The organism is Pseudoselenomonas ruminantium (assembly GCF_900113715.1).
In the GTDB taxonomy this organism is placed as follows: Bacteria; Bacillota; Negativicutes; order Selenomonadales; family Selenomonadaceae; genus Selenomonas_A; species Selenomonas_A caprae.
The window spans coordinates 1-15,993 of sequence record NZ_FOQK01000020.1; the positions used below are offsets into that span (position 1 = coordinate 1).

Annotated in this window: 16 protein-coding genes; 3 read left to right on the forward strand and 13 right to left on the reverse strand. The window is 55.7% G+C overall.

Features of this window, described 5'->3' with window-relative positions; genetic code table 11:
- On the forward strand, positions 1-252 hold a 252-nt coding region (locus BM181_RS10495), incomplete at its 5' end, for an IS3 family transposase (protein ID WP_143092166.1).
- 124 nt (positions 253-376) lie between these two features.
- On the opposite strand, the gene BM181_RS10500 is transcribed toward BM181_RS10495, so the two are convergent.
- From BM181_RS10500 to BM181_RS10510, 3 genes are read right to left on the reverse strand one after another with little or no spacing between them, the layout of a single operon-like run.
- A complete protein-coding gene (locus tag BM181_RS10500) occupies positions 377-1,006 on the reverse strand; it encodes a lactate utilization protein (RefSeq protein WP_075444728.1) in 630 nt (209 codons plus the stop codon).
- Positions 1,007-1,029: 23 nt separating this feature from the next.
- Positions 1,030-1,641, reverse strand: a complete 612-nt coding sequence (locus BM181_RS10505) for an SAM-dependent methyltransferase (RefSeq protein WP_075444730.1) — start codon at positions 1,639-1,641, stop codon at positions 1,030-1,032.
- A 23-nt stretch (positions 1,642-1,664) separates the two neighbouring features.
- Positions 1,665-2,459, reverse strand: a complete 795-nt coding sequence (locus tag BM181_RS10510) for a hypothetical protein (RefSeq protein WP_075444732.1) — start codon at positions 2,457-2,459, stop codon at positions 1,665-1,667.
- Between the two features lie 212 nt (positions 2,460-2,671).
- Between BM181_RS10510 and BM181_RS10515 the strand changes: the two genes are divergently transcribed.
- Positions 2,672-3,226: a hypothetical protein gene (locus BM181_RS10515; RefSeq protein WP_075444734.1), complete on the forward strand. Its 555-nt coding sequence runs from the start codon at positions 2,672-2,674 to the stop codon at positions 3,224-3,226.
- Between the two features lie 177 nt (positions 3,227-3,403).
- Complete coding sequence (locus tag BM181_RS15600) at positions 3,404-3,523, forward strand: Ada metal-binding domain-containing protein (RefSeq protein WP_255449251.1); 120 nt, start codon at positions 3,404-3,406, stop codon at positions 3,521-3,523.
- 326 nt (positions 3,524-3,849) lie between these two features.
- Here BM181_RS15600 and pyrE read toward each other — a convergent pair whose 3' ends face one another.
- From pyrE to BM181_RS10570, 10 genes are all read right to left on the reverse strand, one after another.
- Complete coding sequence (gene pyrE, locus BM181_RS10525; protein WP_075444738.1) at positions 3,850-4,425, reverse strand: orotate phosphoribosyltransferase; 576 nt, start codon at positions 4,423-4,425, stop codon at positions 3,850-3,852.
- A complete protein-coding gene (gene pyrF, locus BM181_RS10530) occupies positions 4,426-5,142 on the reverse strand; it encodes an orotidine-5'-phosphate decarboxylase (RefSeq protein WP_075444740.1) in 717 nt (238 codons plus the stop codon). It lies immediately after the preceding gene.
- A 32-nt stretch (positions 5,143-5,174) separates the two neighbouring features.
- Entirely contained in the window at positions 5,175-6,110 is a 936-nt protein-coding gene (locus BM181_RS10535) for a dihydroorotate dehydrogenase (protein ID WP_075444743.1), read from the reverse strand.
- Positions 6,107-6,880: a dihydroorotate dehydrogenase electron transfer subunit gene (locus BM181_RS10540; RefSeq protein WP_177207202.1), complete on the reverse strand. Its 774-nt coding sequence runs from the start codon at positions 6,878-6,880 to the stop codon at positions 6,107-6,109. Before BM181_RS10540 ends, BM181_RS10535 begins: the two co-directional genes overlap by 4 nt.
- Positions 6,867-10,094 carry a carbamoyl-phosphate synthase large subunit gene (carB, locus tag BM181_RS10545; RefSeq protein ID WP_075444745.1) on the reverse strand — a complete coding sequence of 1,076 codons (3,228 nt, stop codon included), beginning with the start codon at positions 10,092-10,094 and terminating at the stop codon, positions 6,867-6,869. Before carB ends, BM181_RS10540 begins: the two co-directional genes overlap by 14 nt.
- A gap of 3 nt (positions 10,095-10,097) precedes the next feature.
- Positions 10,098-11,168: a glutamine-hydrolyzing carbamoyl-phosphate synthase small subunit gene (gene carA, locus BM181_RS10550; protein ID WP_075444747.1), complete on the reverse strand. Its 1,071-nt coding sequence runs from the start codon at positions 11,166-11,168 to the stop codon at positions 10,098-10,100.
- Between the two features lie 17 nt (positions 11,169-11,185).
- Positions 11,186-12,472, reverse strand: a complete 1,287-nt coding sequence (locus BM181_RS10555; RefSeq protein WP_075444749.1) for a dihydroorotase — start codon at positions 12,470-12,472, stop codon at positions 11,186-11,188.
- Positions 12,469-13,416, reverse strand: coding sequence for an aspartate carbamoyltransferase catalytic subunit (locus tag BM181_RS10560; protein WP_075444751.1), 948 nt, complete (start codon positions 13,414-13,416; stop codon positions 12,469-12,471). The genes BM181_RS10555 and BM181_RS10560 overlap by 4 nt, the downstream gene beginning before the upstream one ends.
- 338 nt (positions 13,417-13,754) lie before the next feature.
- Positions 13,755-14,051, reverse strand: coding sequence for a DUF1294 domain-containing protein (locus BM181_RS10565; protein ID WP_075444753.1), 297 nt, complete (start codon positions 14,049-14,051; stop codon positions 13,755-13,757).
- A gap of 25 nt (positions 14,052-14,076) precedes the next feature.
- Positions 14,077-15,852 carry a sensor domain-containing diguanylate cyclase gene (locus BM181_RS10570; RefSeq protein ID WP_075444755.1) on the reverse strand — a complete coding sequence of 592 codons (1,776 nt, stop codon included), beginning with the start codon at positions 15,850-15,852 and terminating at the stop codon, positions 14,077-14,079.
- Between the last annotated feature and the right edge of the window lie 141 nt (positions 15,853-15,993).

Here is a 15,993-nt window from a genome sequence, read left to right on the forward strand (position 1 = left end):
GCCAAAATTGAACAGGCCGGTATGACACAAAGCATGTCCCGTGTAGCACATTGCCTAGACAATGGCCCCATGGAAGGCTTCTGGGGTATCTTGAAGCGCGAGATGTACTACAGGCGCAGATTTACTTCTCGGCAAGAGTTGGTTGAGTCAATTGAGGAATATATAAGATATTACACTTATGACAGACCACAGCGTCATTTAGGCATACGAACCCCAAGTGAGTACCACGAAAAACTGGTTGGAGCTGCATGAAAAAAGCTGCTCGCATTAGTTGCGAGCAGCAATGAATATTTTTATTTTTTTACCTGTCCACTTGACGGGGAGCACACCAATTTCATTGCTAATGGGCTTTTTCAGTTACTATATTATCTTGTTGTCAAAAGCCGAGATCGTCGTTGACGAGGATAACCTGTATGCGGCCCTTGTGCAGCGAATAGCGCGTTATGAGGAACTGGCAGCAGATGGTGTCCGGGCTCTTGCAATCAAAGCAGGCGCCGGTCTTGGCACAGGGCGTATCGAGGCCAAAGCGCTGGGCATTGATGGGCGCTGCCACGTTGCGGGCACGCTTCATCGCCCCGTCGAGGTCGCCGCAGACCTTGTTGAGGCCGACGATGAAGAGAACTTTCTTCGGGCCTTGGGCGATGGCCGATACGCGGTTGGCATTGCCATCGATATTGACGAGCACGCCATCTTTGGTCATCGCATTGGTGCTCGTCAGGAATACATCGGCATCGTAGGCCAGCAGCATCGCCTGCCGGCGGTCCTCGAATTTATCGCGGTCGATAAAGTTGTAGTTTCCCGCCTCCAGAGCCGCTGGCAGGCCGATTTCATGCACGCTCATGCCGCCGCCCATCGTGACGGTGCTGCCCGCAGGAATAAGCTCCAGGGCAATTTTCAGCGCTTCTTCTTTGCTCGCGGCATAAAAGCCTTCCATGTTGCGCGACTGCAGCCCCTTGATTACCGTCTGCGCGAGCAGTTCGTTGCGTTTTACGATGTTCTCATTCATTGGCTCTCCTCCATTTGCTTTCGTCAAAAACTATCATCCGGGCAGGAAAACTGATAGACGAGCACTTCCTCGCGCCCATCCGATTCCTTGAACAAATCCCCGCAGAAAATCTCCGCCAGCAGGGACAGCCTGCTCTCAGCTGCCAGATACTGGCGGTAAAAAACGGAAGGATAATAGAAAAACAGCAGCATTTCCCGCGGCGTTTGCTGATAAGACGCCTGCAGATGATCCATAACGACGCGCAGGATTTCCACCGAGAACGGATTGAAGAAAAACACGCGGTCAACAGCTGCGGGCACAGCGTATTCCGTGGCATCGACAAGCGTCAGGCTCACCCTGCCACCCGCTACGGCATTGGCCTTGTTCTGCACCGCCCGCGCGTAGAGGCGCTCGTTGTACTCGATGCCAATGGAGCGGCACTTGGTCTGATAGGCCAGGAAGAAATCCACGCGTCCCTTGCCGCAGCCATAGTCCAAAAGCGTATTGCGCTTGGAAAAATAGCCGCTGCCAGCGAGCCGCTCCAATACGCAGTAATCGGTGGGCTCATAAGGATAGCGCGTCAAATCGGCTATGCTGTCGTCCCTGCCGGTCGTACGGATATGCAGGATATTGTCCCATTCGTTTTCTTCAGTCATTCTCGGTCCTTTCGCCTCGCTTCTTATGCCTCTGCTGGCGGGATAGTCACTTCACCGGCTGCCCCGGCCAGTGGCTCATCGCCGCTAAGGTCAATCGCCAGCTCCGTCTCATAGGTTGGGTAGGCGCTAAGCGGTTTGGTAGAATAGTCCTTGGGCTCGTTTTCCTCCGCGCGCTGGCGCTCATTGGCTTCTGACAGCTTGCGGTCGCGTTCGCGCTGCTCACGGTCTTCTTTGAGCTTTTCGAGTGTCCCGGCCGATTTGGCCATATTATAAAGCTCCGGCGCCGCCTCGGCCAGTTCCTTTTCATCGGCCCCCGAAACATGACGGCCATGCATAATGCGCATCGCCGTCTGCATCACACGGGACTGCTGCTGCGCCGCCTTCTTCCAGCTGTCGGCGGACTGGCGGGCACTTGCAAGCTGCTCTTCCAGCATGAACTGGTTCATGACATTTTGCCGGTCTTTTTCCATTTGCCTGCCTGCGGCGAGCAGCTCCTTTTGCTGCTGCTTGTCAAGCGTCACGCGCTGTCCCTTCACCATAAGATAGCCGCGCTTTACGATGCCTGCAATCTCGGCAGCGCTGTGAAAACGTGCCGTGAACTTGCCATTGCCGCGATCGATTACATCGCTCCAATCTTGTAAGTCAGCCGGCTCTGCCAATTGCCGCTTTTCCTGCATGACCCGCGCCTCATCCGAAATCTCTGCCGTATCCAGCGCTACTTTATCTTTCGCTAGTGATGGTTTCTTCGCCGCAGCCGTATAGGACGCCTTCGCGATACTGCCAGTCAGGCTGGCAGTAGAATCATTCAAAATCCGCATGATTTATTCCTCCATGAATAAAAACAAACTCGTCTATTTCAAATGTCCTCTTTCCCTATTATACCATAGCCGTTATAAGCAGCGCATGCGTAAGCAAAACTTTTCGCGTTGAAATCCATATCACGGTGTGCTATCCTTAGTACCGAAAGATGGAACGTCAGCTTTGCAGGGATAGCGATTATCCATCTTATTTTTATACAGGAGTGATTACTGTGAAAGAAAACTGGATTGCGTATTTTGCCAGACCAGCAGCCGTCTGCCTGACGACTGGTGCTTTACTGCTCGGAACGACGGGCAGCGGTTCGGCCGCAGCTGCATCCGTCGGCCTGCCAAATCCCATGATCGAATACGATAACGTCCTTGCCGCAGGCAAGGCAGCCGGCTTTACGCCGCTCTACCTGCCAGAAATCTCCGGCTACTACACGAGCAGCGTGTTCATCTACCACAAAGACCTTGCCGATATCCGGTATACGTCAAGCACAAATCCGCAGACCAAGCTCGCCATCCGCAGTGCCAAAGCTGCCACGCAGAAAACCGCTGACATCAGCGGCATCTACGGCGTCAAATGGGAAAAACAAAACATCGATGGCATCGAAACTGCCATCGCCAAAGTCCCCGCCCTATCCAAAGCAGAGCAGGATGGCTATGCAGCCCACTGGTCGGTAAACGGCATGCTCTTTTCCGTAACCGCTGAGCACATCTCCCAGCCAGAATTCCTGCACCTGCTGAAAACGGGCCTTATCGACCTTTCGCGGCACTACTATTGAATAAACCGCTCAGCAACACACATCCTATAAAAATCAGCCTTAGAGTCACGTCCCAAGACTTTTCCCAAAGGAGTACCTCTCATGTTCAAAAAAATAGCATTAGCCACGCTGGCTTCTATCTGCGTATCAATAGCTACCCCCGCCCTGGCATCAGACTACCTTGGCAACCCGAAGTCGATGAAGTTCCACTACTCCAGTTGTTCCACAATAAAGCATCCGGAAAGGTTCGTCGAGTTCAGCAACCGGGATGACGCTATCGCCGCAGGCTATGTCCCATGCAAGCGGTGCAATCCGTAAAAAATAAGCCCGACCATACGGCCGGGCCTGCGCTCAGGTTGCGATCCTAAGCATTTGTGCTGTTGCTGCGCACCTCCTTCCTTCTGCAGGTATGAGGTGCGCAGCATGATATATTATATGATATTGCTTGAAGGAAATGCAATACCATGATATAATAAATCCAGCTAAGAGGTTTGTGATACTGCCAATAGAGTGTCACGTCCAATAAGAAAAAGCCTTAGGGTCGCTACCTAAGGCTTTTTCTTTTCCCCAGCACACATATCCGCGTGCGCTGGGGATTTTTTTATTTGCTGCTATGAAGACTAAAAATATCCAAGGAAATATCCTTATTTTCCCGTACTCCCGCGCTTGGTCATCGGGATGCCCTGCTTGCAGAGCGGGCATTCTTCTGGCTTATAGGTTTCGACGTTCATATGAAGGAGTGCCTCGCAGGGGACATCGCCGAAGTTAGCTTTGCCACCGCTGCGGTCGACGAGCATGCTGACGGCTACGGGGATGCCGCCGTGGGCTTTGACGACTTCGATGACTTCTTTGATGGAGCCGCCGGTCGTTACGATATCTTCGACAATCAAGCAGCGTTCGCCTTCATGCAGCGAGAAGCCGCGGCGGAAGGTCATCTTGCCATCGACGCGCTCGGTGAAGATGGCACGCGTCCCCAATGCCTTGCCGGTCTCGTGGGCCAGCAGGATGCCGCCCGTCATCGGGCCGACAACGGTTTCGATGTTGGCATCCTTGAATTTCTCGGCCATGGCCTTGCAGAGCTTCTCGGTGTACTCCGGTTTCTGGAGTACGTTGAATTTCTCTACATAATGCGGGCTGTGCAGGCCCGAGGTCAGGACGAAATGTCCGTCCATGATGGCATGGCTCTCTACGAGCAATTCTTTAACTTCTGCTTCTGTCATTTATCTTACACTCTCCATTTCTTTAAGGATGGCCTCGGCTGCGGCCTTGGGATCTTTCGCAGCGCGAATCGGGCGGCCGATGACGAGATGGCTGGCACCATTTTGCAAAGCCTTAGCCGGCGTTGCGATGCGGCTCTGGTCATCGACGCTTGCGCCCTCGGGCCGTACGCCCGGCGTCACGATCAGGAAATCCGGACCGCAAGCTTCGCGGATAAGCGCAGCTTCCTGCGGCGAGGCCACGACACCGTCAAGCCCCGCTTTTTTCGCCAGTTTTGCATAGCGCACGACAGCGCTCTTTATCTGCAGTTCCTGGCCGAGCCCTTCCCAGTCTTCCTGATTGATGCTCGTAAGTACCGTTACGGCAATGAGCTTCGGGCAGGGAATGCCGCGCTTGTCGGCCTCCTTGTGCAGGCGCTCCGCTGCGACCTTCATCATGGTATAGCCGCCACCAGCATGCACATTGAGCATCGTGGCACCTAAGTCCATCAGCGAGCACAGTCCTCCAGCTACCGTGTTGGGGATATCGTGCAGTTTGAGGTCCAGGAATACATCTTTCCCCTGAGCACTGAGCCATCTTACCACGTCGCCACCGACGCTGTAGAAAAGCTCCATGCCGACTTTATAATAGGATACGCTATCTCCCAGCGTATTGACGAGCGCCTTGACATCCTCCATCGTATGGAAATCAAGGGCTGCAATCAAACGTTCATCTGCCATAACGTGCTCCTTTCACTTCTATCATTTCTGAATCAACCAATCTGGACCTTGCCAACGATATCCTGGATACTTTCCAGGCCGCGATCTGCCAGATAATCACTGAGTCCATCGCAGATCTTCATGGTCACGGCCGGGTCGGCAAAGTTTGCCGTACCGACCGCCACGGCGCTGGCACCAGCCAGGAAGAACTCCACGGCATCCTCCCAGCAGGAAATGCCGCCCATGCCAATGATTGGCACCTTGACGGCGCGAGCAACCTGCCAGACCATGCGCAGAGCCACGGGCTTTATGCAGGGGCCCGAAAGGCCGCCCGTGATATTGCCCAGCGTCGGCCGCTGGGTATGGATGTTGATTTCCATCCCCATAAGCGTATTGATGAGCGACAGGATATCGGCGCCGGCATCTTCGCAGGCTTTGGCCATCGTCACGATATCCGTGACATTGGGCGACAGCTTCAGGATGACCGGTTTCTTTGTATGTTTCTTGGCCTCGCGTACCACGGCGGCCGCCGCTTTCGGGTCCGTGCCGAAGACGATGCCGCCTTCCTTGACATTGGGGCACGAGACATTGAGCTCAATGGCGGCGACGCCTTCGACATCGAGCATCTCAGCCAGTACGCCGTATTCCTCGACGGTGCTGCCCGAGATGTTGACGATGACGTTCATGCCATACTGGCCGATACGCGGCAGCGTATCTTTTAAGAATACCTCAACACCGGGATTTTCCAGGCCGATGCAGTTCATCATGCCCATGGGCGACTCGGTGATGCGCACGCCATCGTTGCCGCGGCGAGGCTTCAGCGTTGTGCCTTTGACCATGACGCCGCCAAGACGCGAGAGGTCGACAAAGTCGGCAAACTCCTCGCCAAAGCCGAAGGTACCCGAGGCTGTGAGCACAGGCGTGTTCATGGCAATGCCCGCCAGATTCGTATGCAGTTTTGCATCTTTTTCCTGCATGACCTGACTCATGCGAACACCTCCCCTGCCTCAAATACCGGGCCATCCTTGCAGACCTTCTTGCGTTTACCGTCAGTCGTATCGATGGAACAGGACAGGCAGGCCCCCAGGCCGCAGCCCATGCGTTTTTCCAGCGATACCTGACAGCGCAGTCCATGCTCCTTGGCAATTTTCGCAATGCCCTTCATCATGATTTCGGGGCCGCAAACGACTACAAGGTCATAGTCTTTCTTTTCCAAGAGCTCGGGCAGAAGCGTCGTGGTAAAGCCCTTCGTGCCAAGACTGCCATCATCGGTGGTACAAAAGATTTCCTGTACCTTGCCCGTGAATAAATCCTGCCAGAAAAGCTCCCCGGCGGTCTTTCCTCCCATGAGCACATCGGCTTTGCCCTGCATGGCAGCTGCATAAAAGAGCACTGGGGAAAGTCCCATGCCACCACCCACAATCAGTGGTTTTTTCGCTGCAGTATCAAAGCCATGACCAAGAGGTCCAAGAACATTTATGGTATCGCCGGCTTTTAGCTCCGATATGGCCTTCGTGCCCTTGCCCACCACGCGGTAGATAAAGGCCACGGTGCCCTTGTCCTTATCGGCAGCGGCAATGCCGACCGGGCGGCGCAGCAGGCAGCTGCCATTTAAAATGCGCAGCTGCACAAACTGACCAGCCTCGGCAAGCTCAGCCACTTCGGGGGCCTTTACGACCAGCTGGAATACCTGGTCGTAAAGCTCCCGCTGGCTTACGATACGAAAGTCAACCGTTACTTTTTTCTTAGGCAAGGCCATCACCACCACCGACATAATCCTGAATGGCCAGGCTGTAGACAAGGCGGCGCTCACGCATGAAGGAGAGCACGCGCAGGACTTCCCAGGCCGTATCGAGGGAGGTCAGGCAGGCGATATCATGCTCTACCGTTGCGCGACGAATCTTGAAGCCATCCTTTACGGAGTGCTTGCCCTGGGTCAGCGTATTGATGACCATATTGATCTTGCCGCTCTTGATGCGTTCGATGATATCGGTGCTGCGCTCGTGGACTTTGCCGACGACTTCGACATCGATGCCCATCGACTGGATGGTCTTGGCCGTGCCTTCGGTAGCGGCAATCTGGAAGTCAAGCTCCGAGAAGGCCTTGGCCAGCTGTTTCATCTCTTCTTTATCTTTATCAGCTACGGTGAAGAGCACGCAGCCCTTCGTCGGCACATGCGTGCCCGAGCCGATGATAGCCTTGTAGAGGGCGCGGGCATAATGGTAATCGATACCCATGACCTCGCCCGTCGATTTCATCTCTGGTCCGAGGGCGATATCCACATCGGTCATCTTGGCAAAGGAGAAGACCGGTGCCTTGACAGCGACATACGGTTTCGGCGGTACGAGACCGGACTTGTAGCCAAGTTCTTTGAGCGTGCTCCCCATTGCGATGCGCGTGGCCAGATTGACCATCTTGACATCCGTGACCTTCGAGAGGAACGGTACCGTACGCGAGGAGCGCGGGTTGACCTCGATGATGTAGACCTCGCCGTCAGCGACGACGAACTGGATGTTTAGGAGGCCTTTGACATGCAGGGCAACCGCCAGGCGTTTCGTGTAGTCGATAATCGTGTAGATGACCTTCGACGGCAGCGTCTGCGGCGGATAGACGGCAATGGAGTCGCCCGAGTGGACACCGGCGCGCTCGACGTGCTCCATGATGCCCGGGATGACCACATCGACGCCATCGGAGATACCATCTACCTCGACCTCGGTACCCTGCATATAGCGGTCGACGAGTACCGGATGATCCGGTGTGACTTTTACGGCGCGGCTCATGTAGTCGCGCAGCTCGTCTTCGTTGTAGACGATTTCCATCGCGCGGCCGCCCAAGACATAGGACGGGCGGACCATGACCGGATAGCCGATCTTGGCAGCTCCCGTGATGGCATCCTCAAGATTCGTGACGCTGATGCCTTGCGGACGCGGAATCTGCGTCTGCGTGAGGACTTCGTCGAAGCGCTCGCGGTCCTCGGCGCGGTCGATATCGTCAACCGACGTGCCGAACACTTTGACGCCTGCCTTCTGCAGCGAGGCGGCGAGGTTGATTGCCGTCTGACCGCCAAACTGGACGATAACGCCTTCCGGTTTTTCCTTGTCGATGATGTTAAGTACATCCTCGGTCGTCAGCGGTTCGAAGTACAGGCGGTCGGAGATATCGAAGTCCGTCGATACCGTCTCCGGATTGTTGTTGATGATGATGGCCTCGATGCCCATCTCCCGCAGTGCCCAGACCGAGTGAACCGAGCAGTAGTCGAATTCGACGCCCTGACCGATGCGGATCGGACCCGAGCCAAGCACGATGACCTTGCGGGCGTTCGACGTCTGTACCTCGTCCTGCTCAGCGCGGAACGTCGAGTAGTAGTACGGCGTAGCGGCCTCGAACTCAGCGGCGCAAGTGTCGACCATCTTGTAGGCCGGCAGGATGCCCATGCTCTTGCGCGTCGTGCGGATTTCATCGACAGATTTGCCCGTGATTTCGGCAATCGAGACATCGGCAAGGCCTACATTCTTAGCCGCCAGCATGTGTTTTGGCGTCAGAGGCTCGCTCTTAAGCGTCGTCTCGACATCGGTGATGTTCTTGATTTTATGGATGAACCATTTGTCAACTTTCGTGATGGCATGGATTTCATCGACGGTGGCGATGCCGCGGCGCAGTGCCTCGGCAATGACGAAGATGCGCTCGTCGTTGATGCGCGCCAGGTTCTTCTTGACGCGCTCGTCATCCCAGGCATCCATCTTATCCATATGCAGGCGGTGTACGCCGATTTCCAGCGAACGCACAGCCTTCAAGATGGCGCCTTCGAAGTGGCGGTCGATGCTCATAACCTCGCCCGTTGCCTTCATCTGCGTGCCCAGCGTGCGGTCTGCATAGACGAACTTATCAAACGGCCAGCGCGGGAATTTGACGACGCAGTAGTCAAGGGCCGGCTCGAAGCAGGCTTTCGTCTTCTGCGTGACCGCATTGGTGATTTCGTCCAGCGTATAGCCGATGGCAATCTTGGCTGAAACCTTGGCAATCGGATAGCCCGTCGCCTTCGAAGCCAGTGCCGACGAACGGCTGACGCGGGGGTTTACCTCGATGACGTAGTATTTGTTGCTGTTCGGGTCGAGGGCATACTGCGCGTTGCAGCCGCCTTCGATGCCGAGCTCGCGGATAATGCGCAAGGAAGCACTGCGGAGCATCTGATATTCGTGGTCCGTCAGCGTCTGGGACGGTGCCACGACAATGGAGTCGCCCGTATGGACGCCCACCGGGTCGAAGTTCTCCATGTTGCAGACGGTGATGCAGTTGTCATTGCCGTCGCGCATGACTTCGTACTCGATTTCCTTCCAGCCCGCCACGCTGCGCTCGATGAGGACCTGGCCGATCATCGAGTAGTTGAGCCCCTTGATGACGATATCGATGAGCTCCTCTTCGTTCTCAGCGATACCGCCGCCGGTGCCGCCCATGGTGTAGGCCGGGCGCACGATGACCGGGTAGCCGATCTCGTTGGCGAATTCGACTGCCGACGGCACATCCTCGACAATGGTGGACTCAGGAATCGGCTCGCCGAGTTTCTGCATCGTCTCTTTGAACATTTCGCGGTCTTCGGCCTTTTCGATAGCCTCAAGCGGCGTACCGAGAAGCTCGACGCCGTACTTTTCGAGTACCCCGCGCTCGGCAAGCTGCACCGCAAGGTTCAGGCCAGCCTGGCCGCCCAGCGTGGCGAGTAAGCCGTCCGGGCGCTCCTTCGAGATGATTTCCTCGAGAAATTCCGGCGTCAATGGCTCAATATAGACACGGTCGGCGATATGCGAGTCGGTCATGATGGTGGCCGGGTTCGAGTTGACAAGGACGACTTCCAGCCCCTCTTCTTTCAGCGAACGGCAGGCCTGCGAGCCGGCGTAGTCGAATTCTGCGGCCTGCCCGATGATGATCGGGCCCGAGCCGACAACCATGACTTTTTTGAGATTTTCTTTCTTTGGCACAGTTTATTCCCCCTTGAGCATCGTCCAGAACTGATCGAAAAGATACATATTGTCATCCGGTCCCGGCGATGCCTCCGGGTGGTACTGTACCGAGAAAATCGGCAGGTCTTTATGGCGCATGCCCTCGACCGTGCCGTCGTTGACATTGATATGCGTGACTTCGAGCGGCAGATCCTTAAGCGATTCCTCGTCGACGGCATAGCCGTGGTTCTGCGAGGAAATCTGCACGCGGCCCGTCAAGAGGTTCTTGACCGGCTGGTTGCAGCCGCGGTGGCCGAACTTGAGCTTATAGGTCTTAGCGCCCAAGGAACGCGCGAGCAGCTGATGTCCAAGGCAGATGCCAAAAATCGGTTTCTTGCCGATGAGCTTTTTGATTTCCTCGACGATTTCCGGAACGTCTGCCGGATCGCCAGGGCCGTTCGAAAGGAAGATGCCGTCCGGCTGCAGAGCCAGGACTTCCTCCGCCGTCGTATGGGCCGGCACCACCGTGAGCTTGCAGCCAAGGTCGTGCAGCGATTTTAAGATATTCTGCTTGACGCCAAAGTCCATGGCGACGACATGCGGTGCATCAGCGGCTTCAGCCTCCATGGTGTATGCCTCAGGCGTCGTGACTTCCATGACCACATCCTTCTTGATGGGCACAGCGAAGAGCTCATCGATTTCGGTCTGGGCGGCATCTTCGGACACGATGATGCCCTTCATGGTGCCGGCCGAGCGGATCTTGCGGGTGACGGCGCGGGTGTCCACATCGTAGAGGCACGGTACGCCCTGCTTCGTCAAAAAGTCTGCAAGGCTCGTCTCGTAATGCCAGTTGCTGCCCATCTCGCAAAGCTCGCCGATGACGAAGCCGTTGACAAAAGATTTACGCGACTGCATGAAAAGGTCCGCGATACCGTAGTTGCCGACCATCGGGTACGTGAGCGTCAGGATCTGACGGCAGTAGGATGGGTCGGTCAGGCTTTCCTGATAGCCCGTCATGCCTGTATTGAAAACAACCTCGCCGGTTGCCTTGATATTATTCAAAAGTTTGCCGTGGAAAACGGTACCGTCCTCCAGGATCAATTTACCTTTCATGAAATCACCTCATATATTTAAAGAACTTCGCCATCCTGCATGACAATCTTGCCAGCAACGACCGTCAGTACCGCTTTGCCTTTGAGCTCGCGGCCGATGAACGGACTATGGCTGCCCTTCGTGTAGAATTTCTTTTCGTCAACCGTCCAGCAAAGCTCGGGATCGATGACCGTGATGTCGGCGCTCTTGCCCACTGCCAGCGTACCAGCATCCATGCCGAATACCTTAGCCGGCTCACAGGTCATCTTGGAAACGATGGTCGCAAGGTCGAGCTTGCCTGCGTGGTAAAGGTCCGTCAGCATGATGCCCAGGGATGTCTCAAGCCCTGGGAAGCCGCTGGGCGCGTAGATGTACTCGCGGTCCTTGTCCTCCTGTGCGTGCGGGGAGTGGTCGGTGACGATCGCGTCGATGGTGCCGTCCTTGAGGCCTTCCAGCAGGGCGTCGCAGTCCTTCTGCGCGCGCAGCGGCGGATTGATTTTCGTTGACGTGTCAAACAGGTTGACGCATTCGTCGGTCATGGTCAGATGCTGCGGCGTGACTTCGCAGGTGACGCGCACGCCGCGTTTCTTGGCCTGGCGCACGATGTCCACCGCGCGGGCCGAGCTGATATGGGCCACATGGACGCGGGAACCAGCGTACTCGGCCAGCATGATGTCGCGGGCTACGGCGATGTCCTCAGCGACCGTCGGACGCCCTTTGAGGCCGAGCATTGCACTGCGGTGGCCTTCGTTCATCACGCCGTCTTCGACGAGCGACGTCTCTTCGTCGTGGTTGACAATGACCTTGTCAAACGTATGCAGATAGTCAAAGGCATTCAGCAGCACTTTGGCCTTCTGATCGTAGTGGCCGTCATCGGAGAAAGCTACGGCGCCAGCTTCGATCATATCGCCAAGCTCGGCCAGTTCTTTGCCTTCCTGCCCCTTCGTCACCGCACCGATGATTTTCACATGGACTTTGGCGACATCCTCGGCGCGTTTCTCGAGGCTGCGCACCATGGCGGCATCATCGACTGCCGGCTTCGTGTTCGGCATCGTGCAGACCGTCGTGAACCCGCCAGCGGCGGCGGCTTTAGCACCGGACTCGAAGTCCTCTTTGGCCTCCTGGCCTGGCTCGCGGAAATGCACATGCAGGTCGATAAGGCCCGGCGTCACGACTTTGCCCGTGGCATCGTAGACCTCTGCCCCAGCAGCTTCCAGGTTTTCGCCAATTGCCTTTATCTTGCCATCCTCGACGAGAACATCGGCGATTTTATCGAATTTCTCGGCCGGATTGATGACGCGGCCGCCTTTAAGCAAAAGTTTCATTCCTGTTTTCCTCCCGTCAATACCAAGGTAAAGAGTGCCATGCGGACTGCGACACCATTCTGGACCTGTTCCTGAATGGCTGAGTTGTCACCATAGGCAGTGAACGGAGAAATTTCCCAGCCCTTGTTCATCGGGCCCGGATGCAGGATGAGCACATCGTCTTTGGCGAGCTTCAGGCGCATGTCGTTGAGGCCGAAGATGCGCGCATACTCACGCGTCGTCGGGAACAAGCCGCCCTTCATGCGCTCGAGCTGGATGCGCAGCACCTCGATGACATCAGCATTGGCAATGGCATCTTCGATGCGCTCGTGGACAATGACGCCCGGCTCCTGATAGAGGAAGCGCGGAATCAGCGTCTTCGGCCCTGCGATATGGACTTCCATGCCCATCTTGCGCATGCCGTAGATATCCGAGCGCGCCACGCGGCTGTGCAGCACATCGCCGATGATGGCGACCTTGAGCCCCTCGAGATGTCCCTTGTGCTCCTGGATCGTGAAGAGATTCAGCAGGCCCTGGGACGGATGTGCATGCGCACCATCGCCGGCGTTCAGGATCACAGGGCTTACGACGCGGGCGGCATATTCAGCGGCACCCTCGGCCTTATGGCGCATAACGATGGCATCGACGCCCATGGCCTCCACCGTGTAGAGGGTATCGCGCAGGCTCTCGCCCTTGACGATGGAGCTGGTACCCGCCGTGATATTTACCACATCGGCACCGAGGTATTTGCCGGCCAGCTCGAACGACGTGCGCGTGCGCGTGCTCGGCTCGTAAAACAGCGTGACAATGGATTTTCCGCGCAGTGTCGGTACCTTCTTGATATCGCGGTGGATGATATTCTTCATTTCCTTCGCGGTCTCAAGTACGAGACGAATCTCCTCCGGGCTGAAATCCTCCAGGCCCAGGACGTTCTTGCCTCGCAAGGATACATTATTTTTTCCCAAGTCAATCACTCCTTAACATGTTGACAATCATAATTATACATTACTTATGCATAAACTTTCAAGGGATATCCATTGCCTTTTTGTCGCGCCTAGCAAAAAAGGGGCTCTCCTATGCGTATGCATAAGAAAGCCCCAGCTTTACGATAAACTTATAGCGTTGTATATTGCTTCCCTTATGCGCATCGCGGTACGCATTTTAAAAGGTAATGTATTCTCTTGTCCTTGAGCAGCTCTCGTCTGCTTTGTTTACCATTATAACTTGACATGTCAAGAAATGCAAGGCAAAAGTCAAAAATTTCAAGGACATATGACCTTATTTTTCGCTTGGAGTGGACAAATCAAACATTTCCAGTCTGTACCGCCCAGCAAATATAAGCAAAACCCGCCAGCTGCAACAGGATGATAAGCGGTATGCCATAGCGGAATTTGATGTGCTGCGTCTTATGACGGAACAGCTGGATGGCTGCAAGCGCTCCGATGCTGCCGCCCATAAAGGCCAGGCCGAGCAATGTAAACTCCGGCACACGCCACCACTGGCGCATGGCACAGAGCTTGTCGGCACCATAGACAATAACCGCGATGACGTTGATGCTGACAAAATACCAAATGACGAGATTATACCATTGAATATCCATAGATTCCTCCTACAAGCTGCTGCTCTTAGCGTGCGGCCGACACACAGTTGCGTCCGCGATGCTTTGCTTTATACAGTTCTTCGTCGAGACGGCCATAGAGGCCATCGAGCGTATCGCTGCTGCCCGCCACCGTCACGCCCAGGCTTGCCGTGACATGCCGGCCGTCGGGAAGCCTGGTATCTGCCTCGATGCGCTGGCGGATGCGCTCGGCCACCATGATCGCGTCATCGATATGGCAGCCCGGCAGCACGAGCATGAATTCCTCGCCGCCCCAGCGGCCCACGAAGTCCGAGCTGCGCAGGGCATTCTGCATGATCTTGGCCACCTGCCGCAGTACCTCATCGCCAGCCTCGTGCCCGAACGTATCATTGATATGCTTGAAGTGATCGAGGTCGACCATGATTGCACCCAGATGAAGATCGCTGCTCGTATCGCTGCGCTCAATCTCATTCATCAGGATCTGCTCGACAGCCCCGCGATTCAAAAGCCCCGTGAGCCGGTCGGTATCCGCCAGCAGCGTCAGCGCCTGATTGGCCTGCTCGAGCTCGGCACTGGTGACCGAAACGAAATGCGCGAGCCCTGTAATCAGCGAAATGCGTTCGTCGTGAAACGAGAGTTTCTGCGGGGAAGGTATCGCTGTTGGAGCAGCTGCGGGCTGCCCCTCGCGGAAACAGATTGTCACCAGCGAACCATTCAGCAGATGTACCTGGGAATGCCCGTCAAAGCGCTGCAGCTCCCCATACGTATAGAAGCCCGCCGAAGGAGCGATATCACGAAACGGCTGCAGCTCGATGCGCACATCATCGCGCAGATACATGCGCCGGACAATGCACGAAAAGAGCAGGATGCCTTCGGGCTGGAAATTTCGCAGCCCTTCGATATTACGGAAGCCCTCCTGCAGCATATTGATGGGATCGCCATAGCCCAGCCGCACATGTTCCCCCAGGGAAAAATCGCCGCCAAAGCGCATGGAACCATTGGCCTGATAAGAAATCGCCATGCGCGCCACGGGCTGCTCATCACGCTCGATCATCACCGGGAACGGAAGGATTGCACGGAAGAATTTTTCGCCCGGTGCAATGCCGAGATACTTCTCATAAAGCGCTACGACGGGTTTATGGTTGACTTGCGTAACCACATTGCAGCCGTCCATGCCGGTGATAACCGCCTCGGCCCCCAATGGCTTCCAGCCATTATACGATTTGACACGGATATGGAGGTCTTGCCCGCGGAACAGGATGACGAGGATGCCCTGATTGGTATAGGACTTCCCATCAAAAACGCAGGTGTATTCATCGTTGACATATGAAGATTTATTGATATACGAATCCGATGAACCGCCAAAGACCGGCACTTCCTCCGGAAGGCCCGACAGCACATCGGTAAAGGCATGGATATCGCCAAGCGTCTTGAGCGTCGTCAGGATGCCCACACCAGCTAACGGCTCTCCGTCCAGAAGGTCCGGCAAGCTCTCTGCCGCCTCATCCATCGTAAGCTGGCCGCAGTCAAAAAGATGGACCGCCACGCTTGCCCGCGCAAAGACCAGGAAACTTACCTGTATGGAATCCAGCCGCAGCTCGCCATTCACAATCTCGCCCGATGAGGTGCAGCCAGCAATCCGCGCCGCCGGCAGCCGCGCATGGATGGCTTGCGTCATCGTCTCGATGTGCTCCGTCTTGTCATCGGCAGAGAATATCAGGCACAGGATCGATTCATATTCCGGCGGGCATTCCTGCGCGAATTGCTCCAGACAGGCTCCGATTCCGCTCGCATCCTGCAGGTTATACGGGAATAATCGCATACTAAGCTCATTCCTTTTCCACAATATTCCTAACAAACATTCCAATCACCATATAATTTCGTCATTCTTGGCAAAAATCCTTGTTGCGCTGGCAAAAGAAAACGAGCTGCAGACCAAGTGCAGCTCGCAAGCCCAGCGTAT